21 protein-coding genes are annotated in these 23,036 nt (G+C 64.5%); 13 read left to right on the top strand and 8 right to left on the bottom strand.

Annotation, left to right across the window (positions count from 1 at the left end; genetic code table 11):
- The first annotated feature begins 12 nt into the window (after positions 1-12).
- The 5 genes from ACQ4WS_RS00830 to ACQ4WS_RS00810 all read left to right on the top strand — a co-directional run bounded on the left by ACQ4WS_RS00830 (position 13) and on the right by ACQ4WS_RS00810 (position 8,848).
- Positions 13-3,159, top strand: coding sequence for a multidrug efflux RND transporter permease subunit (locus tag ACQ4WS_RS00830; RefSeq protein ID WP_436472795.1), 3,147 nt, complete (start codon positions 13-15; stop codon positions 3,157-3,159).
- The gene (locus ACQ4WS_RS00825; RefSeq protein ID WP_436472794.1) at positions 3,159-4,532 is read left to right on the top strand and encodes an efflux transporter outer membrane subunit; all 1,374 of its coding nucleotides are present in this window, start codon (positions 3,159-3,161) and stop codon (positions 4,530-4,532) included. Before ACQ4WS_RS00830 ends, ACQ4WS_RS00825 begins: the two co-directional genes overlap by 1 nt.
- A gap of 358 nt (positions 4,533-4,890) precedes the next feature.
- Positions 4,891-6,555, top strand: coding sequence for a DUF4394 domain-containing protein (locus tag ACQ4WS_RS00820; RefSeq protein ID WP_436472793.1), 1,665 nt, complete (start codon positions 4,891-4,893; stop codon positions 6,553-6,555).
- 194 nt (positions 6,556-6,749) lie between these two features.
- On the top strand, positions 6,750-7,400 hold the full coding sequence (locus tag ACQ4WS_RS00815; protein WP_436472791.1) for a Rossmann-fold NAD(P)-binding domain-containing protein: 651 nt from the start codon (positions 6,750-6,752) through the stop codon (positions 7,398-7,400).
- 140 nt (positions 7,401-7,540) lie between these two features.
- Positions 7,541-8,848, top strand: a complete 1,308-nt coding sequence (locus tag ACQ4WS_RS00810) for a nucleotide disphospho-sugar-binding domain-containing protein (protein WP_436472789.1) — start codon at positions 7,541-7,543, stop codon at positions 8,846-8,848.
- On the opposite strand, the gene ACQ4WS_RS00805 is transcribed toward ACQ4WS_RS00810, so the two are convergent.
- The 5 genes from ACQ4WS_RS00805 to ACQ4WS_RS00785 form a co-directional block, all read right to left on the bottom strand.
- Positions 8,811-9,752, bottom strand: a complete 942-nt coding sequence (locus ACQ4WS_RS00805) for a DUF2145 domain-containing protein (RefSeq protein WP_436472787.1) — start codon at positions 9,750-9,752, stop codon at positions 8,811-8,813. The two genes, ACQ4WS_RS00810 and ACQ4WS_RS00805, sit on opposite strands and share 38 nt — an antisense overlap.
- Positions 9,749-10,180 (bottom strand): hypothetical protein, encoded by a 432-nt coding sequence (locus tag ACQ4WS_RS00800; RefSeq protein WP_436473162.1) that lies wholly within the window; start codon positions 10,178-10,180, stop codon positions 9,749-9,751. Before ACQ4WS_RS00800 ends, ACQ4WS_RS00805 begins: the two co-directional genes overlap by 4 nt.
- Positions 10,181-10,272: 92 nt before the next feature.
- The gene (locus ACQ4WS_RS00795; RefSeq protein WP_436472786.1) at positions 10,273-11,106 is read right to left on the bottom strand and encodes an HDOD domain-containing protein; all 834 of its coding nucleotides are present in this window, start codon (positions 11,104-11,106) and stop codon (positions 10,273-10,275) included.
- 132 nt (positions 11,107-11,238) lie between these two features.
- Positions 11,239-12,336, bottom strand: coding sequence for an acyl-CoA dehydrogenase family protein (locus tag ACQ4WS_RS00790; RefSeq protein ID WP_436472784.1), 1,098 nt, complete (start codon positions 12,334-12,336; stop codon positions 11,239-11,241).
- A gap of 67 nt (positions 12,337-12,403) precedes the next feature.
- Positions 12,404-12,784 (bottom strand): glutathione binding-like protein, encoded by a 381-nt coding sequence (locus ACQ4WS_RS00785; RefSeq protein ID WP_436472782.1) that lies wholly within the window; start codon positions 12,782-12,784, stop codon positions 12,404-12,406.
- 161 nt (positions 12,785-12,945) lie between these two features.
- Here ACQ4WS_RS00785 and ACQ4WS_RS00780 point away from each other — a divergent pair, with 161 nt between their 5' ends.
- The 4 genes from ACQ4WS_RS00780 to ACQ4WS_RS00765 all read left to right on the top strand — a co-directional run bounded on the left by ACQ4WS_RS00780 (position 12,946) and on the right by ACQ4WS_RS00765 (position 16,422).
- Entirely contained in the window at positions 12,946-13,743 is a 798-nt protein-coding gene (locus ACQ4WS_RS00780; protein WP_436472780.1) for a TOTE conflict system archaeo-eukaryotic primase domain-containing protein, read from the top strand.
- A gap of 175 nt (positions 13,744-13,918) precedes the next feature.
- Positions 13,919-14,470 carry a DUF1579 domain-containing protein gene (locus ACQ4WS_RS00775; protein WP_436472779.1) on the top strand — a complete coding sequence of 184 codons (552 nt, stop codon included), beginning with the start codon at positions 13,919-13,921 and terminating at the stop codon, positions 14,468-14,470.
- 105 nt (positions 14,471-14,575) lie between these two features.
- The gene (locus ACQ4WS_RS00770) at positions 14,576-15,625 is read left to right on the top strand and encodes a putative phage abortive infection protein (RefSeq protein ID WP_436472777.1); all 1,050 of its coding nucleotides are present in this window, start codon (positions 14,576-14,578) and stop codon (positions 15,623-15,625) included.
- Between the two features lie 386 nt (positions 15,626-16,011).
- Positions 16,012-16,422 carry a GNAT family N-acetyltransferase gene (locus ACQ4WS_RS00765; protein ID WP_436472775.1) on the top strand — a complete coding sequence of 137 codons (411 nt, stop codon included), beginning with the start codon at positions 16,012-16,014 and terminating at the stop codon, positions 16,420-16,422.
- A 54-nt stretch (positions 16,423-16,476) separates the two neighbouring features.
- On the opposite strand, the gene ACQ4WS_RS00760 is transcribed toward ACQ4WS_RS00765, so the two are convergent.
- The gene (locus ACQ4WS_RS00760) at positions 16,477-17,538 is read right to left on the bottom strand and encodes an NAD(P)H-dependent flavin oxidoreductase (RefSeq protein WP_436472773.1); all 1,062 of its coding nucleotides are present in this window, start codon (positions 17,536-17,538) and stop codon (positions 16,477-16,479) included.
- Positions 17,539-17,624: 86 nt separating this feature from the next.
- On the opposite strand from ACQ4WS_RS00760, the gene ACQ4WS_RS00755 reads away from it, so the two are divergent.
- Positions 17,625-18,500 (top strand): LysR family transcriptional regulator, encoded by an 876-nt coding sequence (locus ACQ4WS_RS00755; RefSeq protein ID WP_436472771.1) that lies wholly within the window; start codon positions 17,625-17,627, stop codon positions 18,498-18,500.
- Between the two features lie 76 nt (positions 18,501-18,576).
- Here the strand turns inward: ACQ4WS_RS00755 and ACQ4WS_RS00750 are convergent, their stop codons facing one another.
- Both ACQ4WS_RS00750 and ACQ4WS_RS00745 read right to left on the bottom strand, forming a co-directional pair.
- Positions 18,577-19,380: an alpha/beta fold hydrolase gene (locus ACQ4WS_RS00750; protein WP_436472769.1), complete on the bottom strand. Its 804-nt coding sequence runs from the start codon at positions 19,378-19,380 to the stop codon at positions 18,577-18,579.
- A complete protein-coding gene (locus ACQ4WS_RS00745) occupies positions 19,377-20,393 on the bottom strand; it encodes a M14 family zinc carboxypeptidase (RefSeq protein ID WP_436472768.1) in 1,017 nt (338 codons plus the stop codon). Before ACQ4WS_RS00745 ends, ACQ4WS_RS00750 begins: the two co-directional genes overlap by 4 nt.
- Positions 20,394-20,601: 208 nt before the next feature.
- Here ACQ4WS_RS00745 and ACQ4WS_RS00740 point away from each other — a divergent pair, with 208 nt between their 5' ends.
- From ACQ4WS_RS00740 to ACQ4WS_RS00730, 3 genes are read left to right on the top strand one after another with little or no spacing between them, the layout of a single operon-like run.
- The gene (locus ACQ4WS_RS00740; RefSeq protein WP_436472766.1) at positions 20,602-21,339 is read left to right on the top strand and encodes a hypothetical protein; all 738 of its coding nucleotides are present in this window, start codon (positions 20,602-20,604) and stop codon (positions 21,337-21,339) included.
- Positions 21,336-21,911, top strand: coding sequence for an RNA polymerase sigma factor (locus tag ACQ4WS_RS00735; protein ID WP_436472764.1), 576 nt, complete (start codon positions 21,336-21,338; stop codon positions 21,909-21,911). Before ACQ4WS_RS00740 ends, ACQ4WS_RS00735 begins: the two co-directional genes overlap by 4 nt.
- Before the next feature lie 8 nt (positions 21,912-21,919).
- Positions 21,920-22,900 (top strand): FecR family protein, encoded by a 981-nt coding sequence (locus tag ACQ4WS_RS00730; protein WP_436472762.1) that lies wholly within the window; start codon positions 21,920-21,922, stop codon positions 22,898-22,900.
- The last annotated feature ends 136 nt before the right edge of the window (positions 22,901-23,036 follow it).

The following is a 23,036-nucleotide window of genomic DNA, read 5'->3' as shown; positions in this document are numbered from 1 at the left end:
AAGTGTAAGCACATGCCTCAATTTTTCATCAACCGCCCCGTCTTTGCGTGGGTGGTGGCGGTCTTCATCGTCCTGTTCGGACTGATCGCCATACCGCAATTGCCGATTGCGCGCTTTCCTTCCGTCGCACCGCCCAGCGTCAGCATCAGCGCCAACTACCCTGGCGCCACACCGCAAACCATGAACGATTCCGTGGTGGGCCTGATCGAACGCGAACTGTCGGGCGTCAAGCACCTGCTGTATTTCGAGTCATCCACCGATACCTCGGGCTCGGCCTCGATCAGCGTCACCTTCCAGCCCGGCACCGATCCTGAAATGGCGCAGGTGGATGTGCAAAACCGCCTGAAAGCCATCGAACCGCGCCTGCCGCAAGCCGTGCGGCAAAATGGCTTGACGGTGGAATCGGCGTCGTCGGGCTTTTTGATGATCGTCAGTTTGATCTCCGAGAATGGCCAGCATGATGAAGTGGCGCTGGGCGACTACCTGGCGCGCAACGTGACGGAAGAACTGCGCCGCATCTCCGGCGTGGGCAAGGTGCAGCTGTTTGGCTCCGAGCGGGCCATGCGCATCTGGGTCGACCCGGCCAAGCTGGTGTCGTACAACATCGCCATGGGCGAGCTGACGGCCGCCATCGCGCAGCAAAATGCGCAGATCGCCCCGGGCCGCTTGGGAGACTCGCCCGCCGTCGAAGGCCAGCGCGTCACGATTCCGCTGACGGTACAGGGCCAGCTGCAAACGCCGGCCGAATTTGCCGCCATCGTGCTGCGCGCGAATGCGGATGGCTCGAAAGTGACGATTGGCGACGTGGCGCGCGTATCCTTGGGCGCGCAAAGCTTCAATTTCAGCATCCGCGAAAACGGGCAAGCCGCGTCGGGCGCCGCCATCATGCTGTCGCCGGGCGCCAACGCCGTGCAGACGGCGGCCGCCGTGCGCGCGCGCATGGCCGAACTGGCGCACACCATGCCGGCCGGGATCAAGTATTCGGTGCCGTTCGACACGGCGCCGTTCGTGAAGATATCGATTGAAAAGGTCATCGTCACCCTGTTGGAAGCCATGGTACTGGTCTTCCTCGTCATGTACCTGTTCCTGCAAAAGATACGCTACACCCTGATTCCCGCGATCGTCGCGCCGATTGCCCTGATGGGCACCTTCACGGTCATGCTGCTGGCCGGCTATTCCATCAACGTGCTGACCATGTTCGGCATGGTGCTGGCCATCGGCATCATCGTCGACGATGCCATCGTCGTGGTGGAAGCGGTGGAGCGCCTGATGGCCACCGAAGGCTTGTCGCCGAAGGAAGCGACGTCGAAAGCGATGCGAGAAATCACCGGTGCGGTGGTCGGCATCACCCTGGTGCTGACGGCCGTGTTCATCCCCATGGCCCTGGCCAGCGGTTCCGTGGGCGCCATCTACCGCCAGTTCACCCTGGCCATGGCCGTGTCGATTTTGTTCTCGGCCTTTTTGGCACTCACCCTGACGCCGGCCCTGTGCGCCACCATGCTCAAACCCATCGGCCCGCACGACCACGATAAAAAGGGATTCTTCCTTTGGTTCGACCGCCAGTTCGAGCGCATGACGGCCCGTTATGAAAAGGGCGTGGTGGCGATGCTGAAACGCGCCGGCCGTTCGATGGTCGTGTACGTCGCCATCGTCGCGGCGCTGGGCGTGGCCTTCATGCAGCTGCCTTCGGCCTTTTTGCCGGAAGAAGACCAAGGCTACTTCATTACTTCGATCCAGTTGCCGTCCGACGCGACCATGGAGCGCACGCTCGATGTCGTCAAACTGTACGAGCAGCACGTGGCCACGCGGCCCGGCATTGAAGTAAATCAATCGATCCTCGGCTTCAGTTTTTCCGGCGCGGGGCCGAACGCGGGCCTGGCGTTCACCATGCTGAAGGACTGGAAAGAGCGCAACGGCGCCACGGCGCAGGAAGAGGTGGCGCTGGCGCAGGAAGCCATGTCGCAGGCGAAGGAGGGCGTGATCATGAGCCTGATGCCGCCGGCCATCGATGAACTGGGCAATTCGTCCGGCTTTTCCATGCGCCTGCAAGACCGCGCCAACCAGGGCATCGCTGCCCTGCAGGCGGCGCAGAACCAGTTGCTGGGCCTGGCCGCGCAAAGCAGCAAGGTGGCGGGCGTGTATCCGGACGGCTTGCCGCCCGGCGCCAGCGTGCGCCTCGATATCGACCGCACCAAGGCCGAGGCCCTGGGCGTGTCATTTACGGCCATTGCCGACATGCTGACGGCGGCCATGGGGTCGACTTATGTCAACGATTTCCCGAATGCTGGCCGCATGCAGCAGGTAATCATCCAGGCCGATGCGCCGTCGCGCATGCAGCTCAACGACGTGCTGGCCTTGCGCATCCGCAATAACGCGGGCGGCATGGTGGCCTTGGGCGAGCTGGTGCGCCCCGTGTGGAGCGAGTCGCCGCTGCAACTGGTGCGCTACCAGGGTTATCCGGCAGCGCGCATTTCGGGCAGCGCGGCGCCCGGCGTGTCGAGCGGCGACGCCATGCTGGAAATGGAACGGCTGGTGAAGCAATTGCCACCCGGCTTCGCGCTGGCGTGGACGGGGCAGTCGCTGCAAGAGAAGGAATCGGCGTCGCAAGCGCCCATGCTGATGGCGCTGTCGATGCTGGTGGTGTTCCTCGTGCTGGCGGCCCTGTATGAAAGCTGGAGCATTCCCGTCTCCGTCATGCTGGTGGTGCCGCTGGGTTTGCTGGGCGCCGTGCTGGCCGTGATGCTGCGCGGCATGCCGAACGATGTGTTCTTCAAGGTGGGCATGATCACGATCATCGGCCTGTCGGCGAAGAATGCCATTCTGATCGTCGAATATGCGCGCCAGTTGCAGGCGCAAGGGCGTGGGCTGGTCGAGGCGTCGGTGGAAGCGGCCAGGTTGCGCCTGCGCCCGATCCTGATGACGTCCTTGGCCTTCGCGCTGGGCGTGGTGCCACTGATGCTGGCCACGGGCGCCAGCGCCGAGACGCAGCATGCGATCGGCACGGGCGTGTTCGGCGGCATGATCACCGCCACCGTGCTGGCCGTGTTTTTCGTGCCAGTGTTCTTTGTCGTGGTGCTGGGCGCCGTCGACAAGATGGGCAGGTACTTCAACAAACGCAGTAATCACATCGCCGTCAAGGCAGTGGAAGGAGAGTTGTAATGCGTTTGATTTTTATCACGCCGCTGGCCGCGCTGGCTTTGTCGGCCTGTTCCTTGACGCCGCCGCTGGTCAAGCCGGCGCCGCCTATCCCTGCTGCCTATGCCGAGGTCGCCGCGCCAGCCTCGGCCAATACTGCAGCCGACCTGGGCTGGCGCCAGATGCTGCTCGATGCGCGTCTGCAGCGCCTGGTCGGTATCGCACTGGAAAACAACCGCGACTTGCGCGTGGCGTCCCTCAACGTGGAAGCCGTGCGGGCCCAGTACCAGATCCAGGATGCGGGCCGCACTCCGGCCATCGGCGCGAATGCGGGCGGGGTGCGCCAGCGCGGCGCCGATGGGGTGACGCAGAATCAGTTCACTGCCGGCATCGCCATGAGCGCGTTCGAGATCGACCTGTTCGGCCGCCTGCGCTCCCTGTCGGACGCCGCGTTTGCCCGCTACCTGGCCACGCAGCAGGGCCAGCGCGCCGCGCACATGGCCCTGATCGGGGCCGTGGCCGATGCCTACCTGGAACAGCGGCTGGCCGAGGAACAGCTGGCGCTGGCCCGCCACACCTTGCTTGACTGGCGCCAGGCTTTGATCCTGACGCAGCGCCTGCACGGCGCGCAGCAGGGCAGTGGCCTGGACGTGGCGCAGGCCGAAGGGCAGGCGGCCACGGCGGAAGCGGATGTGCAGGCGCGTGAGCGGGCCAGCACCTTGGCGCGCAACAACCTGGAATTGCTGCTGGGCGCGCCGCTGCCAGCGGACTTGCCGGCGGGCCGGCCGCTCGATGGCCAGCCCGTGCTGACGCAGCTGCCGCCCGGCCTGCCGTCGGACTTGCTGGCGCGCCGTCCCGACATCCTGCAAGCGGAATACGCGCTGGTGGCGGCGAATGCGGAAATCGGCGCCGCCCGCGCCGCCTTCTTTCCCCGTCTGTCGCTGACGGCGTCGCTGGGTTTTGCCAGCCCGGAGCTCGGTGATCTGTTCCGTGGCAGCGCGCGCGGCTGGTCGTTTGCGCCGCAAGTGACGCAGCCCCTGTTCCAGGGCGGCCAGTTGCGCGCGGAATTGCAGTTGTCGCGCCTGCGCAAGGACGTGGCCGTGCTGCAATACGAACAGGCGATCCAGGCGGCGTTCCGCGACGTGCGCGACGGTTTGGCGGGCAGCGCCACGTATGCGCAGCAGATCGCCGCGCAAGAACGCGTGGTGGCAGCGGCGCGGCAACGCCAGCGCCTGTCGCAGCTGCGCTATGACGCGGGCCAGGACAGCCGCCTGGAATTGCTCGACGCACAGCGCCAGTCGTATGCGGCCCAGCAAACCCTGCTCGACGTGCGGCGCGAGCAGTTCAAGTCGGCCGTGGCCCTGTACAAGGCGCTGGGAGGAGGGCTGGAAGGGTAGCCGATGACGGCGGCGCAATACTGCTCCCCGGCCGCCGCCGCCCTGCGGCAGGCTGCGGCCGGCCACGCCGGGCATGAGCAAGTCTGCGTTGCCGTGCTGCACGATGGCTACCCGCATGTCGGCTTCGTCCATGTTGCCGGTCTGATGGATGCGCGCCACTTTCCTGCCCCCAGTTTTCATCGTAGCTGCGACCATATACCGGTCAAGTTGCTTAAAGATAAACGCCAACGGCAGCGGGGGGACACTTTTTTTTTACGCCGTTGCATCCAAACGCGCGCATGGCGCGTAGTACAGGGGTGCGCTCGCCGCAACGGCGGCACGGGCGGCACTTCCACTCACTCTTTCAGGGGCCACGATCATGCCGATATTATCAACCTTGCCAACTTTGCCATTCGCCAAGCTGCTGCTTGTTTCCGCTGTCGCCATGTCGCTCGCCGCTTGCGGCGGCGATGACCATGATGATGCCATTGTCACGCCACCGCCGCCCGTGGTGGTGGCCGGCGACGTCTTCGTGCTCACCGCCAGCAACAAGCTGCTGTCGTTCGACCGCGCCACGCCAGCCACCATCCGCACCACGGCCGCCGTCACGGGCCTGCAGGCCGGCGAAAACCTGCTGGGCATCGATGTCCGTCCCGCCGATGGCCAGCTATATGGTGTCGGCAGCACGGGGCGCATCTATACCCTGAATGGCGTAACGGGGGCGGCCACCCTGAAAGCCACCCTGGCGGCCGATGCGGCCGACACCACGGCGCCCTACACGGCGCTGGCCGGCACGGAATTTGGCGTTGATTTCAACCCCGTCGCCGACCGCTTGCGCATCGTCAGCAACACGGGGCAAAGCCTGCGCATCAATGTCGATACGGGCGCGACCACGACGGATGGCAGCATCAACGGCGGCGTGGCCAGCACCGCCATCACGGCCGCCGCCTATACCAACAGCTTCGCCGGCACGGCCAGCACCACCCTGTTCGTCATCGATGGAGCCAACGCCACCCTGTATACGCAAAATCCGCCGAATAACGGCACCCTGGCCAGTGCCGTGCCGCTGGGCGTGGCGGCCACCAGCGTGGCCGGCTTCGACATCGATGCGCGCACGAATACGGGCTACGCCGTCATGACGGTGGCCGGCGTGCGCAACCTGTACACCCTGAACCTGGCGGCAGCCACGGCGCCGGCGACCCTGGTGGCGGCCATCGGCGTGACGGAAGAACTGCGCGGCATCGCCTTGACGCCGCCGGCCGCGCCCGTCGCCTACGGCTTGACGGATGATGGCCGCGTGGTTACCTTCAAGACGGCCACGCCGAACACCCTGGACGCCAACGTGGCCGTCACGGGCCTGGCGGCGGGCGAACGCCTGCTGGGCTTTGACATCCGTCCCAAGGATGGCTTGCTGTACGGCATTTCTTCGGCGGCGCGCCTCGTCACCATCGACCCGGTCACGGGCGCCGTCAGCGTCAAGGCGACCTTGGCGGCCGACGCGGCGGACGTCACCGCACCGTACACGGCGATTGCCGGCACGGCTTTCGGCGTGGATTTCAACCCCGTCGCTGACCGCCTGCGCGTGATCGGCAACACGGGCCAAAGCCTGCGCATCAATGTCGACACGGGCGCCACCACCACCGATGGCGCCGTCAACCGGGCAGGCGCGACGCCGGCCGTGACGGCGGCGGCCTACACCAACAGCTTTGCGGGCACCACGTCGACCATGCTGTTCGATATCGACACGGCCAGCGCCAGTCTCGCCCTGCAAAATCCGCCGAATGACGGCACCCTGGTGAATGTGGGTGCGGTGGGCGCGTTCGGCGTGGCCGTGGCGGGCGACGTGGGCTTCGATATCGCGGGCGGCGCCAACGGGCTGGCGCTGGCGGCCCTGCGCACGGCGGCCGGCGGTCCCAGTTCGCTGTACCGCATCGACCTGGCGACGGGTGTGGCCGTGCTGAGTGGCGGCGCGGCCACGCCGGCGGCGTCCGCCATCGGCAACGGGACGGTGGGACTGGTGGATATCGCCATCGCGTTCAAGTAAGAAAATGCGCCGCAGCTTTGCTTTGATTCAATAATTCCAGTGTTACGGAAATATTGCTGACATACGCAGGCTGCGGCGCATGGTGCCCGCCACGCCGTGGCCGCCACCTTCCGCGCCAGTTGGCCGCGCTGGCGCTGCGCCTGTCCTGAGTTCCGTGTATCGTAGTGGCTGACAGCAACTTTAACGGGAAAGCCATGAAATTACTGCTCGTGGGCGCCACCGGCCTGGTGGGCCGCGAAGTGCTGCGCCTGGCGCTCGCCGACGCTCGCGTCAGCACGGTCGTGGCACCGGCGCGCAAGCCCTTGCCCGCGCATCCGAAACTGGAAGCGCCCATCGTCGACTTCGACCGCTTGCCGGCGGACGCGTCCTGGTGGCAGGCGGACGCCGTCATCTGCACCCTGGGCACGACCATGAAGGTGGCCGGCACGCGGCAAGCGTTCCGGCGGGTCGACCACGATTATCCGCTGGCCGCAGCGCGCCTGGCGCTGGCCGCAGCGCGCCTGGCGCTGGCGGCCGGCACGCGCACGTATGCGCTCAATTCCGCCGCCGGCGCCAATGCCGCCTCGCGCTTCTTCTACAACCGCGTCAAGGGAGAGCTGGAACGCGACCTGGAAGCGCTGGGCTTTGCATCGCTCACGCACGTGCGGCCGGGCCTGATCGGCGGCGAGCGCGACGTGGCGCGGGCGGGCGAGGGCGCCGCCTTGCGCATCCTGCGCCTGCTGGACCCCGTGCTGCCGCGCCGCTGGCGCATCAATCCCGCGCCGCGCATCGCCAGCGCCTTGCTGGAAGCGGCGATTGCCGCCGCGCCGGGCGTGCATGTGGTGACGTCCGAGGGCCTTTTGTGAGCGCGCGCGCCGTATAATTATTGAGATGATAACGTTAATCGTTTACGATCATTGGGTGTTTCAACTAGGAAAGATGCCCATGTGCCCCTCGCTCTTGTCTGACCGCCCATTGCAGACCGCCGCCAGGCAAGGTTGGCAGCATGGCTGATGACAGCCTGCCGACATCCCCGCTCGTCATCGTCGCCAGCAGCGGCACCGGCGGCGACATGCAACCGTTTATCGCGCTGGCGCAGGGCTTGCAGCAACGGGGCCGGCGCGTGCTGCTGCTGGTGCCGGGCTGGCAGGAAGCGGCCGCGCAAGCCTCAAGGCTGCCGTATCAAACCTTTGGCAGCGCGGAAGAGGGCCAGGCCATGCTGGGCGACCCTGGCCTGTGGGATGAGCGCAAGGGCTGGGGCGTGGTGTGGAATGGCCTCGTGCCACACCTGGATGCCTTGCGCGATGTCGTGCAAGGCTTGCCGGACGGTGAAGATTGCGTGGTGCTGTGCCACCCCATCCTCGTGCCGATGGCGGCCTTGGCCAGATCCGCGCGGCCGGACCTGCGCATCGTCGCGGCGTATCTCGCGCCATCGAACCTGTGCAGCAGCCATGATTTCCTGGCGGCCGGCTCGCTGCGCATTCCCGCCTGGGTGCCGCTGGCCTGGCGCGAGGCCCTGTGGCGGCTGATCCACCGCAGCATGATCGACCCGCTGATGCTGCCTGGCCTGAACGGTGCGCGCGCGCAGCACGGCTTGCCGTCGGAGTCGCATTTTTTTGCACACATGCTGGCCGCGCCAGACACGTCGCTGGGGCTGTTTCCCGCCTGGTTCGCCGCTCCTCAGGCGGACTGGCCGCCGCATTTTGTGCAAGCCGATTTCCCCGGCGCCGCCATGCATGGCGCTGCGGCGTTACCGCCGGAGCTGGTACGCTTTCTGGGCGAGGGCGAGCCGCCCATCGTGTTTACGCCCGGTACCGGGCACCAGCACGCGCAGCGCTATTTCAGCATCGCCCTGGACGTCTTGCAGCGGCTGGGGCGGCGTGGCCTGTTCCTCACGCCCCATGCGGCGCAATTGCCACAGCATTTGCCCCCGAACGTCATGTGGCAGGCGCACGTGCCGTTTGCGGCGCTGTTGCCGCGCGTGGCGGCCGTGGTGCATCATGGCGGCATCGGCACCAGCGCGGACGCCTTCCGCGCGGGCATTCCGCAACTGATCGTGCCGTTTGCCTACGACCAGTTCGACAATGGCTGGAGGATCAAACGGCTCGGCGTGGGGGATGTCTTGCTGGCCAGGCGTTTGTCGGCCGGGCGCCTGCGGCGGCAGCTGGCGCGCCTGCTCGCCGCGCCCGAGGTCAAGCTGGCGTGCGGCGAGGTAGCCCGCCAGATGCAGCAGGGCGTCGACTCATCGCGCCTGCTCGATCAGGTCGAAGCGGCGCTTATCGGGACTGGGGCACGCCGTCGTCGAGGGCGATGACACGGTCGTTTGCGCCAGGAATACAGCCGTCGGCGATCGGTTCCCAGCCCCGGTGCACCACCACTTGCTTGCCGTCGTGGCAGATTTCCACGCGTTCGCTGGCGGGCAGGCGCTGGCGCGCGAACGCTTCCAGGCTGGCCGGCAGGCTCACTGCCAGTTGCATCGTGCCGATGGCTTCCTGCGGGTGGTCGTCCATGTGCACGAGCGGCACGAAGATCGAACCGAGCATCAGCCAGCGCGCACCCACGTTGACGGGGGCGGGCGCATATTGGGCGGCGCGCAGCCAGTCCTGGGCGCGGGCGCGCAAGTCGCTGCCTGCTGCCAGTTCACCCCAGGCCGAGGCCAGCAATTCCACCACCCACTGATTGCAATTCTGGTATTTCAGGCTGAATGCATAGGCATTGGCGCTGTAGCGGCCCGCCAGCAATTGCTGCACGCGCACGGGGTCGAGCAGGGCGCGGCGCAGGGGCGGCACGGTTTCGGCCGGCAGTTTCACGAGCGAGATGTAGCCGAGCGATGGATTTTCCGTGCCCATGGCGAAACCGGCCGTGCCCTGATCGAAGATGCGCGGACGGCCTTCGTCGCAGGCGTAGTACAGCTGGCGCGCGGACCAGCCGCTGTCGTTGTCGTGGCGCCAGGCCAGTGCCGCGTGCGAATAGCGGATGCCGAAGCGGGCCAGGTCCAGGCCCGAGCGGCTGATCAGGGCCACGCTGCCTTCGCTGGTGGCCAGTTCTTCGCGCACCACGGCGGCAAAGCGCAACAGGCGATCCTGCTCGGTGGCCGTGAGTTCCTGTGCGCGGTCGCAAAAGCGCGAAGAGGCGAGGGAAGTGCCCGCCTGGGCCGCGCCGGCCAGGACGAGCGCGGCGCAGCCGGCCAGCAGCGGCGCCAGTTTGCGCAAAATCAAAGGCTGACGGGACGCGTGGCCATTTCGCCGTACCAGTCGTCGGCCAGCACGAGGAAGAAGGCGGCGCGCGTGTCGTTGCGCGAGAATTCGATGCCATAGGCGCGGTTTTGCGCATGCACCATGTCGCCCTGCGCCAGCTGCTGCTTGTCGAGCGCCACTTGCGGCAAGTCCAGCACCAGCGGCGTTGCCGTGGCGTCGGCTTGCATGGTCAAACGCGTCATGCCGTCGCGGCCCGGCACGGCGGCCACGTCGATGATGCGGTAGGGGCCATTGGCCACCTTGTTGTCGCGCGAAGAGCTGTTACTTGAACCGTTGAGCGAATCGGAAATGCTGCCGCTCGACTGGGAGCCGGCGCTGGAGGCCGAGGAAACGAAGCTGTCGGCGTTGGCGTTGCACGCCATGGTCAGAGCTGCGGCCAGGCCGAGCATGCGTAATGAGGTAGTCAAGGCAGTTTTCCAGTGGACGTCGATGAAAGCGGGCCGGGTCCATCCCGGCCTGCGCCATCATAGCAGATCGGCCATCAGCTGAGCAGGACCTCGATCAGGCCCTTCGTATCGGCCGACGGCTGCGTGCGCAGCGCCTGCAGCACGGGATCGTGTTCCAGGTAGGCCTGCAACTGCGCGCTGACGGTGACGCTGGCCTGCGGCAGCGGCGAAGGGATGGGCGCCAGCGCCTTGGCCAGCAGCAGGGTGTCGCGCAAGCCTTCCGGCGGCAGCATGATGGTCGAGCCGGGCAAGGCATTGACGGCATCGGCGACGGGCGGCGGCACGCCCAGCTGGCGCATCAGCGCACGGCCGATCACTTCCAAGGTGGATGCCATCTGCGTTTCCAGCTGGGCGTACAGGCCCGGGGTCTTGTCGGCCTGGGCCAGCATATAAAAGCCGGCCACTTCATGCACGATGCCGGCAAACAGTGCCGTATCGGCATCCGTCTGCGTGACGCTGCCTGCCAGCGCCTGCGCCAGCGCCGCCACATGCACGGTGTGCGCCCACAGCTGGGTGGCGCGGGCGCGCAAGGCTTCGTCGCGGATGCCCGCGTTCAGCTGGCGGATGACGGCCGCCGTCGCCAGCGCATACAGGTTGCGGTGGCCCAGCCGCTCGACGGCGGCGCGCACGCTGGTGATGGCAGGCGTCTGGCCGGATGCGAACATGGCCGAATTGGCCAGCGCCACGGCGCGCGCCGACAAGGTCGGTTCGCACAGCAGCAGCCGGCTGATGTCGGCCGAGTGGCAATCCGGGTTGGCCAGTTCCTTTTGCAGGAGCAGGGCCGTATTAATGCTGGTGGGAAAGGCCAGGGTTTCCGTTTCGGCGCTGGCCAAAAGTTGCGCCAGGCTGCTGAGCGTGTTGACGTGCATGGGTAGGGGAGCGAGAAGTAACAATGCCCCCATATTATCAGGCAATCCGGCCCGCATGGCGTCCGCCTGCCTTTTCAGCCATGCGCCTGCCCGGGGGAAAGCTGTTGCGCGGCATTGCCGAGGTCGGCAATGTCACGGCAGCAGCAATGCATGCTGGCTGGCCGTGTGGAAATCGCGCCAGACCCGGTTGATGCTGCTGTCTTCGCGTGCCGCGTACAGGCCGCAGTAGGGGTACAGTGCATCGACAGCTGCGCGGCATACGGCGACCAGCTCCAGCGAACGCTCTTGCACGGCTTGCATGGCATCTTCATTGAGCGCCGCGCCAGCGGCTACCTGCGCCCAGCTGTCGTCCAGCACGGCATAAAAGCGGGCGCGGGCGGCGATAAATGCGTCTTTCTTGCCTTGCAGCATGGATGCCACTTCCGGCACCCCCAGCAGGGGCAAGTCGGCGCGCGCATGCCGGCGGTGGCGCATGCATTCTTCGGCCAGTTGCATGAAATGGCTGGCCATGCCGGCCACGTTGGCCGCCAGGGTCACGTAAGCCAGTGAATAGAAAGGGTAGCGGTACAGGGGGCCGTCGGCCGTCGCGGCGGACGCATCGATGGTGAAACCGTGTTCCTTGCTGAGCCACTGGCTGTCGATGCGGTAGCTGTGCGAGGCGCTGGCGCGCATGCCGATGCTGTTCCAGGACGGCACCAGCTGCACCAGGGCGGCGGGCACGAGGAAGGCGCGGATGCGCGGCTTGCCGTCCCCATCGAGCAGGGGCTGGCCACCGCGTTGCAGCCGGGCGTTCAAGGTGAAGTGGGTCGCCATCGGCGCGCCGCTGGCGTAGTCCCAGCTGCCCGTGATGCGGTAGCCGTCGCCTTCTTCCTCGGCGTAGCCGGTGGCCGCGCCGCTGCCGCCCAGGCAGACGCGCGGCGTGCCGATGATGGCGCGCGCCATGTCGTGCGCGATAAAGCCCGCGAACCAGCCGGCGCCCGCGCACAGGGTCAGCACCCATCCCATGCTGCCATCGATGGCGGCCACGGCTTCTTCCAGGCGCACCACGTGCGGCAAAGGCAGCTCGGCGCCACCCGCGCTGCGCGGCGCCAGCATCGTCAGCCAGCCGCGCCGGTGCAGCAGTGCCTGCTGGGCCGGATGCAGGAAGCGTGCTGCGTCGGCCGCCAGGGCATGGCGCGCGATGCGCCGGGCGTCGCGTGCGGAAAGGGGAGCTATGGCTGCGTGCGGCATGAGTAAAGTCCGGCAATGGCGAAGGCGGGCATTTTCGCACAGAGCGGGGTGGTCCGCGACACGTCGTTCACCCGACCTTGGCCAGACCTTCCGCTTCCAATGCCGCCTTGATGCTGTCGCGCTGGGCAATTCTGCCCGGGAAGGCCTGCACATGCGCCAGCGCGAACAAATCCACACCTACGCGCGGCGCCCAGCCCGTGATGACGAACAGGTAGACATCGGCCACCGTGAATGTGTTGCCGGTCAGGCAGGCCTGGCCTTCCAGGCGGCTGTCGACCCACTTGTATTTCTTGCCCAGTTGCTCAATGAGTAGTGCTTTGGTGGCGGCGTCGATGCGGGAATCGAACAGGGGACTGAACGATTTGTGCAGCGCGGACGCAATGTGGTTTTGCCATTCCAGCACGCGGATCAGGCGGCCTTCATCCTGCGCGCACGCCGCGCCGCACAACCTATCCTGGCGCTGCTCCTGTTCGTGCCGCGTTTGACGCGCCGGCCGGGCAGTTCGCTGGGGCTGGCGGCGCTCGTGTCCGTGGCCGGGATGGACACCAGCGCTCGGCTATAATCTGGGCACGTTGGCAAGTCTTGCCCAACGTCATTACGAGGCCGTCCATGCATAAACTGATTTCCGAACTCACCCGCCTGTACCTGTTCGAGGAACAGCAGCAATACGTCGATGCGCAGGGCGGCGCGCAGCCTTTGACGCCGGCCGTGCTGGCGCGCCATCTGTCGGGCGAGCAGACGGTGGCGGTGCAACTCGTGACCGGGAGCGGCTTGACGCGCGTGCTGGTGCTGGAGTTTGGCGGCAAGGGCGGCGGAGAAGCGCACTGGAGCGCGCTGTGCGCGATCGCCAATGCCGTGCAGCACGAGCTGGACTTGCCGGCGCCCGCCGTCAGCATTTCGGGCACGGCGTTTCAATTATGGCTGTCGCTGGCCACGCCCGTGCCCGTCGCCCAGGCGCGCCAGTTCGTGCAGCTGCTGCGCTCCACCTTTTTACCCGCCTCGACCGACATCCTCGCTGCAGCGCCGCCCGCTGACGTGGAGCAGGTGGCGCTACCGCCATGCCTGCAGCTGTCGGGCAAGTGGGCCGCCTTCATCCACCCCAGCATGGGCGCCGCCTTCGTCGACGAACCGGGCCTGGACATGCCGCCACCGCCCGCCGCCCAGCTGGGCTTCCTGGAAAGTTTGCGCAGCATCAACCCGGCCCAGTTCGCGCAAGCGCTGGCGAAGTTGCAGGGACATGCGGGGCTGGCGCAGCCTGCGCCCGCGCCTGTTTCCATGACTGTATCGCCTGTTTCATCTCCCGCTACTGCACCAGGCTTGCTGTTGCAGGACGCCAGCCTGGAAGACATCGTGCGCTGGCTGCATGCGCGCAATATCGAGCCGACTTTCCGGCACAGGCTGCCGTAGCGGGGCGATTGCAGGTGCTGGCGGCAGGCGGCCAGCAGTGGATATTTTCACAAGTGTGACAATGCATGCATTTTTCTTACCGGCAATTTGCTATCCTCCACGGCCGCTCTTGAGTCATGTCGGCAATGAAAAATCAGCTCGAGCATTGCGTTAAATTAAATCCAGGAAACCGTCAATGCACTTGCCCGTCGAGAAAAACGCCCCGCTAGACTTTGATTTCATCATTGGCGATTGGCTGGTAAAACATCGACGGCTCAATTCCAGATTCACCAATTGCAACGAGTGGACGGAGTTTGACGGGCTCTCTTCGACCGTCAAGACACTGGGTGGCTTTGGCAACCTGGAGGACAACGTTCTCTACTTCCCCGAAGGCAGCTTCCGCGCCCTTGCACTGCGCTCGTTTTGTATGAAATCAGGCACATGGTCGATCTGGTGGCTCGATGCACGCAAGCCGACGACGCTTGACGTCCCTGTCGTTGGAGCATTCTCCAATCATGTCGGCATATTTTTCGCGGATGACATACTCGATGGTCAGGCAATAAAAGTACGCTTTACCTGGACTGCCACACCTGGGGAAAATCCCCGTTGGGATCAAGCTTTTTCGAAGGACCAGGGAAGAACATGGGAAACGAACTGGACTATGGATTTCGTGCGCGCCACACAGGAAATGGTAGCCATTCAACCTTCAAAGCTTGGATTGCCAACGGCGATACGTAGTACGACATAAAAATGATTCTATAACGTGCGCATAAGGCATGAAAATATTCTTTTTTTTGACGACTGCTCTAAAAATTAATGATGGCTCGATTTCTGTACAAATAAAAATAAAATCATGATGAAAATTTTTTACCAACTTTTCACTGATGGCGACAAAGAAGAACTCGACGTCGGCACAAAAAAATTGATTAATGCTCTGGCCGCAGTGGTGTTAATCGTTGCCTCTATTGTGGTAGTCCTTCTTGTGATCGACTATAGGGGGCATGCAACAGGAGCAGTTCAACCAAATGCAGAGGCTGGCGCCGGAAATGCTGGCCAAAACGGCGCGACACAATTTAATTATGGGACGTTCGGTGATTTTTTCGGGGGCGTGCTTAACCCAATCCTTACATTTGGTACATTTATCGGATTGGCGATAACTATCATTTATCAACGTATTAGTATGCGAGCTACACGCCTGCAAGCCTTCGAGACAACACTCTTTAATATGCTGGAGTTGCATAATCAAATCGTCGCTCAGCTGAGGTTCAACCCCATATCACTTGAAACGGTTGCGCCTGCTGTGCCAGGTAAACTCACCTTTAAAATTCAGCCTGCGGGATGGACGCCTCCAGAAATGGCCGAAGGACGTGCAGTATTCAATCAGATTTTAGAGGCGCTTAAAGTCCAGGCGAAAAAGCGAGAATCTAGCATCGTCGAAACTTATAAAGATGTGCTACAAGACCAACACAACTATGTTCTGGGCCATTATTTCAGGAACCTCTACCAAATTCTTCGATTGATTAAACGTAATCAGGGCCCAGTACTATCAAAATTCCGCGCTCAAGAGTACTCAGCTATCGTGCGTTCGCAGCTGTCTGCTTACGAACTTGCACTGCTATTTTTAAATTGTCAGCGAAACGTAGCGGATCACAATGGGAAATTCAAGAGTTTGCTCGTTGAATTTGAACTGTTAGAGCATCTTCCACTCAAGAGAGGCACGACTCATCAATCACTTGAAGCTTTGGATTTCTCCGCTGAAATAGAATCTTTCAAGTATTACTTTGACTTCGATCGTCAGAATAACTTAAAATTTACTCCTGGTGCATATGGAACGAATCCTGAAGTCTCTGCATATATAAAATCGATGAGTAGCCAAAGCAAGTTCCATAAAAATGAGAAATGAATACTGAAACCGGTTGGTTCGATCCGAGGTGGAAGGGATAGTCGTTTACACACTGAAATTTCACAGGTGAAACTTTGATCTGCGATTTTCCAATTGCAGCAGAAACTATTTACAGGCAATACGGTTGTATTCAGTTCCGCAACCACTTCGAGCGACAGGATCCGCGTATCGGGAAATTGATGGACAAGATAACAATCGATGGTAGCCAAAATACTATTTTTGCAACGTCGACGATCTGTTGCACAACCTGGGTCGCAGCTAATCTAGGGCCATCGTCGCAGATGCAGGCACGCAATGCGCCACGACTTGCCTGACGATTGCCGGGCTACCGCTGAATGGTCAGGCGGCGAAATTATCACCTTACATTGCCATATACAATTTAGCCGATGACTATTAACTTTACATCCGATCAGCCATGCGCCGAGGCGTTCAAGGCACTGTACGACTCGACTGGCTGGGGGCCAATATCACGCGGCACCGCGTTCTATCAAGATGCACTTGACGGCTCCTGGTGTTCGCGGTCCGCCTACTTTGGCGGCCAGCTTGTTGGTTTTGTGCGTGTCATTTCAGATGGCCGCTTGCACGCGTTTGTCACCGAGATGATTGTTCACCCCGAATTTCAACAGCAGGGAATCGGAGCGGCTTTGCTCAGTTCCATTCTTGACGATTGTCGCGACGCTGGCATTGCAGATATTCAGCTTTTCAGCGCCAAAGGCAAGTCGCTATTCTACGAAAAACTGGGATTTTCCTCGCGACCGGAAGATGCGCCCGGCATGCAATTCAAGGCAGCCACCTGAGTACACTGCGGTCGCAGCGTCGAGCCAGATATCTCTCTGACTGGCATGCTCAAATCAGTGCGCCATTTCCCTGGCCAGGGTCAACACCAGTTCCTCCGCCCCCATTTCCCGCGCCAGCGGCGCGCCCTGGCCGGCCCATTGCGCGGCGAATTCGCTGTCGCCGTGCTGGCTGGCCAGCGCGTTCAATTGCTTGGCGGCATCGTAGGCGACGGGATAGTCGGCCGGTGGCGGGCTGCCCGGCGCTTCGCCGTGTTCGATCAGACGGTTCAGCATGCCGCGCGCCAGGCGGCCCGAGAGCACGCTGGTCAGGCGCGTGCTTGCCGCCCGCTCGCTTTTCAGGTTGGCGCGGTAACCTGCATTGGCCGACGATTCCGGGCATAGCACGAACGCCGTGCCCAGCTGGGCGGCCACGGCGCCCAGGTCCAGCGCGGCGCGGATGCCTAGGCCATCCATGATGCCGCCGGCGGCGATGAGGGGCAGGGTGGTGCGGCCCGCCAGCAGGCGCAGCAGTACTGACGTGCCGTGGCGCTCGTCCGGCGCTTGCGGGTCGAAGACGCCGCGATGGCCGCCCGCTTCCACGCCCTGCGCCACGATGGCGTCGACCCCGGCCTGCTCGATCAGGGCCGCTTCGCGCAGATTGGTGGCCGTGGCCATGGTGTAGATGCCGGCCTGGCGCAGGGTGGCAATCTGCTGCTGCGTCGGCAAGCCGAAATGAAAGCTGACGACGGCCGGGCGCTGTTCCAGCAACAGGGCGAATGCCGCTTCGTCACCGAGAAAACTTTGATATATCTCATCGAGTTCCACGGGAACGGCCGCGCCCAGCTCCGCAAACAGGGGCGCCAGATGGGCCAGCCAGGCGGCTTCGCGTCGCGCATTCCTTGTTGCTGGCGCATGGCAGAACACATTGATATTGAATGGCCCCGTTGTCAGCGCGCGCGTGTCTTCAATCATCTGGCGCGCCTGCGCCACGCTGCCGGCGCCGATGCCCAGGGAGCCCAGGCCGCCCGCGTTTGAGACGGCGGCGGCCAGGCGCGGCGTGGAGACGCCCGCCATCGGCGCCTGGATGATGGGAAATTGCAAGCCGAGGCGGTCGAGGAAGGGCTGGATTGAAGTCATGATGTTTCCTTCATGAAGTTGGGCTGCTATATATGATTCTTCTTTTGAGAATATAATATCATAATCATTTCAAATTAAAGAACGTTATGGATCTGGAGTCATTGACGACTTTTTGTGCCGTGGCCACTGAGCTGAGCGTCACCCAGGCCGCAGCGCGGCTGGGCCGCGCGCCGTCCAGCGTCACCACGCGCATCCAGCAACTGGAAGCCGATATCGGCGCCGAACTGTTCGTGCGCACCAATAAACGCATGGCGCTGACGGTGGCGGGCGAGCGCTTTCTCGAGTATGCGCAGCGTTTGCTGGCGCTGGCGGAAGAGGCCAGGCATGTCGTCACGGGCGGGCGCGAAGGCGGCACCTTGCGCGTCGGCAGCATGGAAAGCACGGCGGCCAGCCGCTTGCCGGCATTGCTGGCCGCGTATCATGCCCGCTATCCGGCGACGCGCCTGGCGCTGAGCACGGGGCCGTCGCGTCCCCTGATCGAAGACGTGCGCACGGGCTTGCTCGACTGCGCTTTCGTCGCCTTGCCGCCATCATTCGGCGGCAGCGCCGCCTTGGCGGAGCTGGGCCTGGCATCGACCGCCGTATGGCGCGAGGAATTGTGTTTGCTGCTGCCAGCCAGCGAAGGGCAGGCGCACCGCCCAGTGGATGTGCGCACGCGCTCGCTGGCGGCGTTTCCGCCGGGCTGCACCTACCGCGCTATCGCCGAAGAGGTGCTGGGCGTGGCTGGCAGCACGCAGTGGCGGGTGCAGGAGATGAGTTCGTATCACACCATGATCGCCTGCGTGGCGGCCGGCGCCTGCGTGACCCTGCTGCCGGCCAGCGTGCTGGCGTTGTCCGAGGCGCCGGCCAGCTTGATAACCCTGTCCATCGGGCAAATTGACACCTTGCTGGTGTGGCGTGCGGGATTCGACGTGCCCGCTTTTCAGCATTTGCTGGCGCAGCTCGGCGAGGCGGTGCCGTGAGTGGGGCGGCGAGGCAGCGCGCGGCCTTCTCTGCGGCGGCCATCCTCGCCGATGCCGGTATGGTCTGTCAGCTTGGTTACAGGCATATTGATTGTGTCGTTGAGGTCTTGCCATCCTCTGCCGCTGCCACCCCCAGCCAGCGCGCCACCGATTGCGCCACCCATTCCCCCTCGTCGAGTGGCAGGTCGTGGCCCGCGTCGCGGTGGATCAGGCAATCCGCCTGCCAGGCGCGCGCCAGGCGCTGCGAGCAGCGGTGGTCGACCAGTTGATCGCACGCGCCGGCCATCACCAGCACGGGCATGGCCGGGCGAATGAGGGGAGCGCGGTAGCGGGCGGCCGACAGCAACTGGCGCAGCGCATTGCGCCGGCTCACCGGGTATTCCTGCTGGTAACTGAGCCAGTCGGCCAATAGAGTGGGGTTGCCGCCAGCATGCCGGCGGCTGGTCAGGCGCAAAATCAGCGCTTCCTGGCTGCCTGGGTCACCCAGCAGCAGCTGGCGCAGCAGGGCGCCGTAGTTCTGCCAGCGCAGGCGCCGGTAAAACGGACTGTAGGGCCGCATGCTGGTGTTGAGCAGCACGCAGCGGGCGATTTCCTGCGGGTAGCGGCTCGCCCATTCCACGGCCACCATGCCGCCCAGCGACAGGGCCAGCAGGTGGTACGGTGCGGGGATGCCCCGCGTCAGCAGTTCCTGGCGGCAGTCTTCCACCATGGCGGCCATGCGGGTGGCGCTGTCCTGCGCGTGGCGCCTGCCATTGCCGGGCAAGTCGGGCGTGACGATGCTGGCGCCGGGCAGGGCGCACGCCAGGCTGGCGGGAAACTCGCCCCAGTGGCGCTGTTCGCGCATCAGGCCGCGCAATAAAATCCAGGTGTGTGGTTTCATGACTCGTACCATTGCATGAGCGCGCGCCGGCGCTGCGCCTTGCGCAGCAAGCCTTCCGGCATCCAGCGGCCGTGGCTACTGGCGGCGCGCATGAGGAAATCGAACCAGACCAGATGCCGCCGCAGCACGCGCTGCAAGCGGTGCGCGGCCGTGGGGTTGAAAATGCTGACCCGGTTGAATAACTGGCGCGGGTTTTTCTTGACCCATAGCCATGAGCCCATTTCCAGGGTCAGCGGCAGGAACACACGCCCGCTGTAACTGGTGCCGTTCAGGTACAGATAGTCCCACAGGTCGCCATGCGTGCGGTATTGCCGGCTTTGTGGCTCGAACACATAGTTGTGGTTGGGATAGCTCTGGTTGAACAGTTCTTCCAGCGCGCCGATCTCGGCCAGGTGTTCTATCGGCACTTTGGTATGCGCATGGGGAAACCAGATGCGGTCGCGCAAGCCGAAACCGGAATGGCAATCGAGGGCGATGCTGAACTGGCGTGACAGCAGTTCGCGCTCGACCAGGTCGCATACGGCCTGGCTTTCCAGCTGCATCGGCGCGTCTGGCGCGCCGCGGTACCAGGGCAGGCGGGCGCTGTAGCGCTGTCCGCCCAGCATGAACGGCACTTTTTCGCGCGCGCTCAGCGGCGCGTTGCGCATCAGGTCCACGCCCTGCGGATTGCAGCGCGTGGCTTGCCACATGCCGCCCGGATTGACCAGCGGCATGAACACCAGGCGCATGCTTTCCAGCTGCTGGTGCAGGGTGGCATCCCAGCGCAGGCGCGCGATCAGGCTTTCCAGGAAGGACAGCAGTACTTGCGTGCCGATGCGTTCGAGGCCGTGGATGCCACCGAAAAAGCCCAGCACGGGCACGTCGGGGCCGGGATTGCCCAGGGCGATGGAGTACACAGGAAACGCGCGCCCATCCATGGCGATGCTGCAGGGCGCGGCCACTTCCAGGTGGCTGCCGCCCTCGTCGATGAGGCGCTTCAGCATGACCAGCTCGGGCAGATTCTTTTCGATCATCAGGCGTCTGAAAGGGAAAGTGACAGCCAGTGTAGCCGAAATAACAGCCGCGCCCGACGTCCCGCATGGCGAAATTTGCGCACGGTGGCCATGTCACGAAGCCGTCATTTTTTATGTGTAGGCTATTGCAGTTGATGCAAGCATTATCACTTGGCAATACTTCGTCTCCGCATATTCCACCCTCACTCGATAGCGACACGATAGCGATATGACAGGCAGCCCGGCATCCGTTCATGTGCTAGCGCTGGCGGGATACCTGGTACTGCTGGGTTTCCTGGCCGCGGTCGGCCCCGTGCGGGCCCAGCCGGCCGATGGCGCGGTGCTGCAGTTCGATATCGCTGCGCAAAACCTCGGCGACGCGCTGGATCTCTACAGCCGCCGCACGGGCATCGCCGTGCTGATGGACCAGCGCTACGCGCAGCGCCAGTCGGCCGCCGTGCGCGGCCCCCATGCGGCGGGCGCGGCCCTGCAAGCCTTGCTGGAAGGAACGGGCCTGCAATCGCGCCTGTCCGACGCGCAAGCCGTCATCGTGTATGCCCCGGCGGGTGCCTCAGGCACAGTGGACTTGCCGCCGGCCGCCGTCGTGGCCGCCGCCGACATACCGGGCGCCACGCAGGGCGGCGGCGACCATGCGGCCTATGTCAGCCGCTTGCAGCACGTGCTGCTGGGATTGCTGTGCCGCGCGGCGCAGACGCGTCCCGGTAGCTACCGCCTGGCGCTGCAGCTGTATCTGAACCGCGCCGGGGTGGTGGACCGCGTGCACCTGCTCGACAGCACCGGCTTGCGCGCGCGCGACACGGCCATTGCGCGCCTGGTGCTGGGCATGCGCGTGGGCGCGGCGCCGCTGCCCTCGATGCCGCAGCCGGTCTCCATTCTGCTGCTGCCGCAAGGCCCTGGCAGCGAAGTCGATTGCGCCGCCAGCGCGCCGGGAAGGCTTGCGCCATGAGCATGCCCGATCTGCGCACCAAGCTGAAACGCCACCTCAGTTCGCGCTACGCCGTGCTGCGCTGGCGCCTGGAACGGGTGGTCGGCTGCAAGCACCATGCGGCCGATGCGCTGCAGGAAACCTGGCTGCGCCTCGAAGCGATGGTGGCGCCGGGCCCGACTGCCGCGCCCGTCCACAATCCCGACGCCTACCTGCTGCGCATGGCGGCCAATATCGCCACCGATGCCTACCGCCGCGACCGCATCATCGTCACCGAGCGCGAACGCGAAGAGCTGATGCACATGGCTGACGAGGTTGGCGACGACATCAGCGACCCGGCGCGCATCGTCTCGGCGCGGCTCGACGTGCAGGCGCTCGACGTGGCGCTGGCGGGCCTGTCGCCGCGCCGCCGCGCCATCCTGACGGCGGCGCGCATCGACGGCATGCTCAACGGGGAAATCGCCGAGCGCTTCGGCATTTCCGTGGCGATGGTGAAGAAAGAATTGCAGGCCGCCATGCAACACTGTAAAACGTGCATGGCCGACGCCGATGCCGCCCAGCGCAGCGATGTGTCGGGCCGCCGTAAATATTGATGAATCTCATGACTGCTCCTGACCGCGATCCACGCGACACTTTCGATACTGCCGACGGCGACGCTGACATCGGCCAGCAAGCCGCAGCCTGGTGGGCGCGGCTGCGTGCCGACGATTTCACGCAGGCCGACGCTGACGCCTTGCGCGCCTGGTGCGCGCGCAGCCCCGCACATGCGCGCGCCTGGCGCGAACTGCAACAGCTGTGGCAGGCGCTCGATCCTGCGTTGACCCGCGCCGCCGCCGCGCCACAGCGGGCGAACGTGCTGGCGTTCCCGGCGCGACCCGGACGGCGTGCCTTCCTCGGCGGTGCGCTGGCGGCCGGCGTGGCCGTGCTGGCCTTGCGCCCGCCGCTGGGCGCCTGGCCGTCGCTGCAGGAATTCGCCGCCGACTACCGCACGGGCACGGGCGAGCAGCGGCAAGTGGCCCTGTCGCAGCAGATGACGGTGCAGATGAATACGCAGACGCGCATGAATGTGCGGGCGCCGGAGTCGATCGAATTGCTGGCTGGCGAGGCGGAAATCCTCGCCAGCGGCGCGCGCCAGCCCGTGACGGTGCTGGCGGGAGCGGGGCGCTTGCTGGCGCAGTCGGCCCGCTTCAACGTGCGCCACACGGACGATGCCGTGTGCGTTACCTGCCTGGCGGGCGCCGTGGACGTGCTCTGGCAGCAGCGGCGCCAGACCCTCGATGCAGGGCAGCAACTGGTGTACGACGATCAGGTTGCGCAGGCAGCCACGGCCGCACCAAAGGGTGAAGCGAGCGCCTGGCGCACGGGCGCGCTGTCGTTTGTCGGCAAGCCGCTGGCCGAGGTGGTCGATGAAATCAACCGCTACCGTCCGGGCCGGGTGGTGCTGCGCAATGCCGAACTGGGCCGCCGCCTGGTGCGCATGCGTTTTTCCATCGGGCAAACCGATGGGGCGCTGGCGATGATACGCGACCTGTACGGCGCACAAATGACCAGCCTGCCAGGCGGCATCGTGCTGCTCAGCTGATCCCGGTTTTCCAGCGGCAGGGGATTGAAAATATTTTTCAAAAAACATTATCCCTTCCGCCATCGAGCTACGTCATGGAGGCATGGATGCCTGCGCTACCGCCAGGCTCCGTTCCCTACTCTCTAGCCAGGAAACC

This window comes from Janthinobacterium leeuwenhoeki (genome assembly GCF_051380795.1).
Lineage (GTDB): Bacteria > Pseudomonadota > Gammaproteobacteria > Burkholderiales > Burkholderiaceae_D > Janthinobacterium.
The sequence above is the reverse complement of the archived record's forward strand: the minus strand, read 5'-3'. Positions and strand labels throughout refer to the sequence as shown.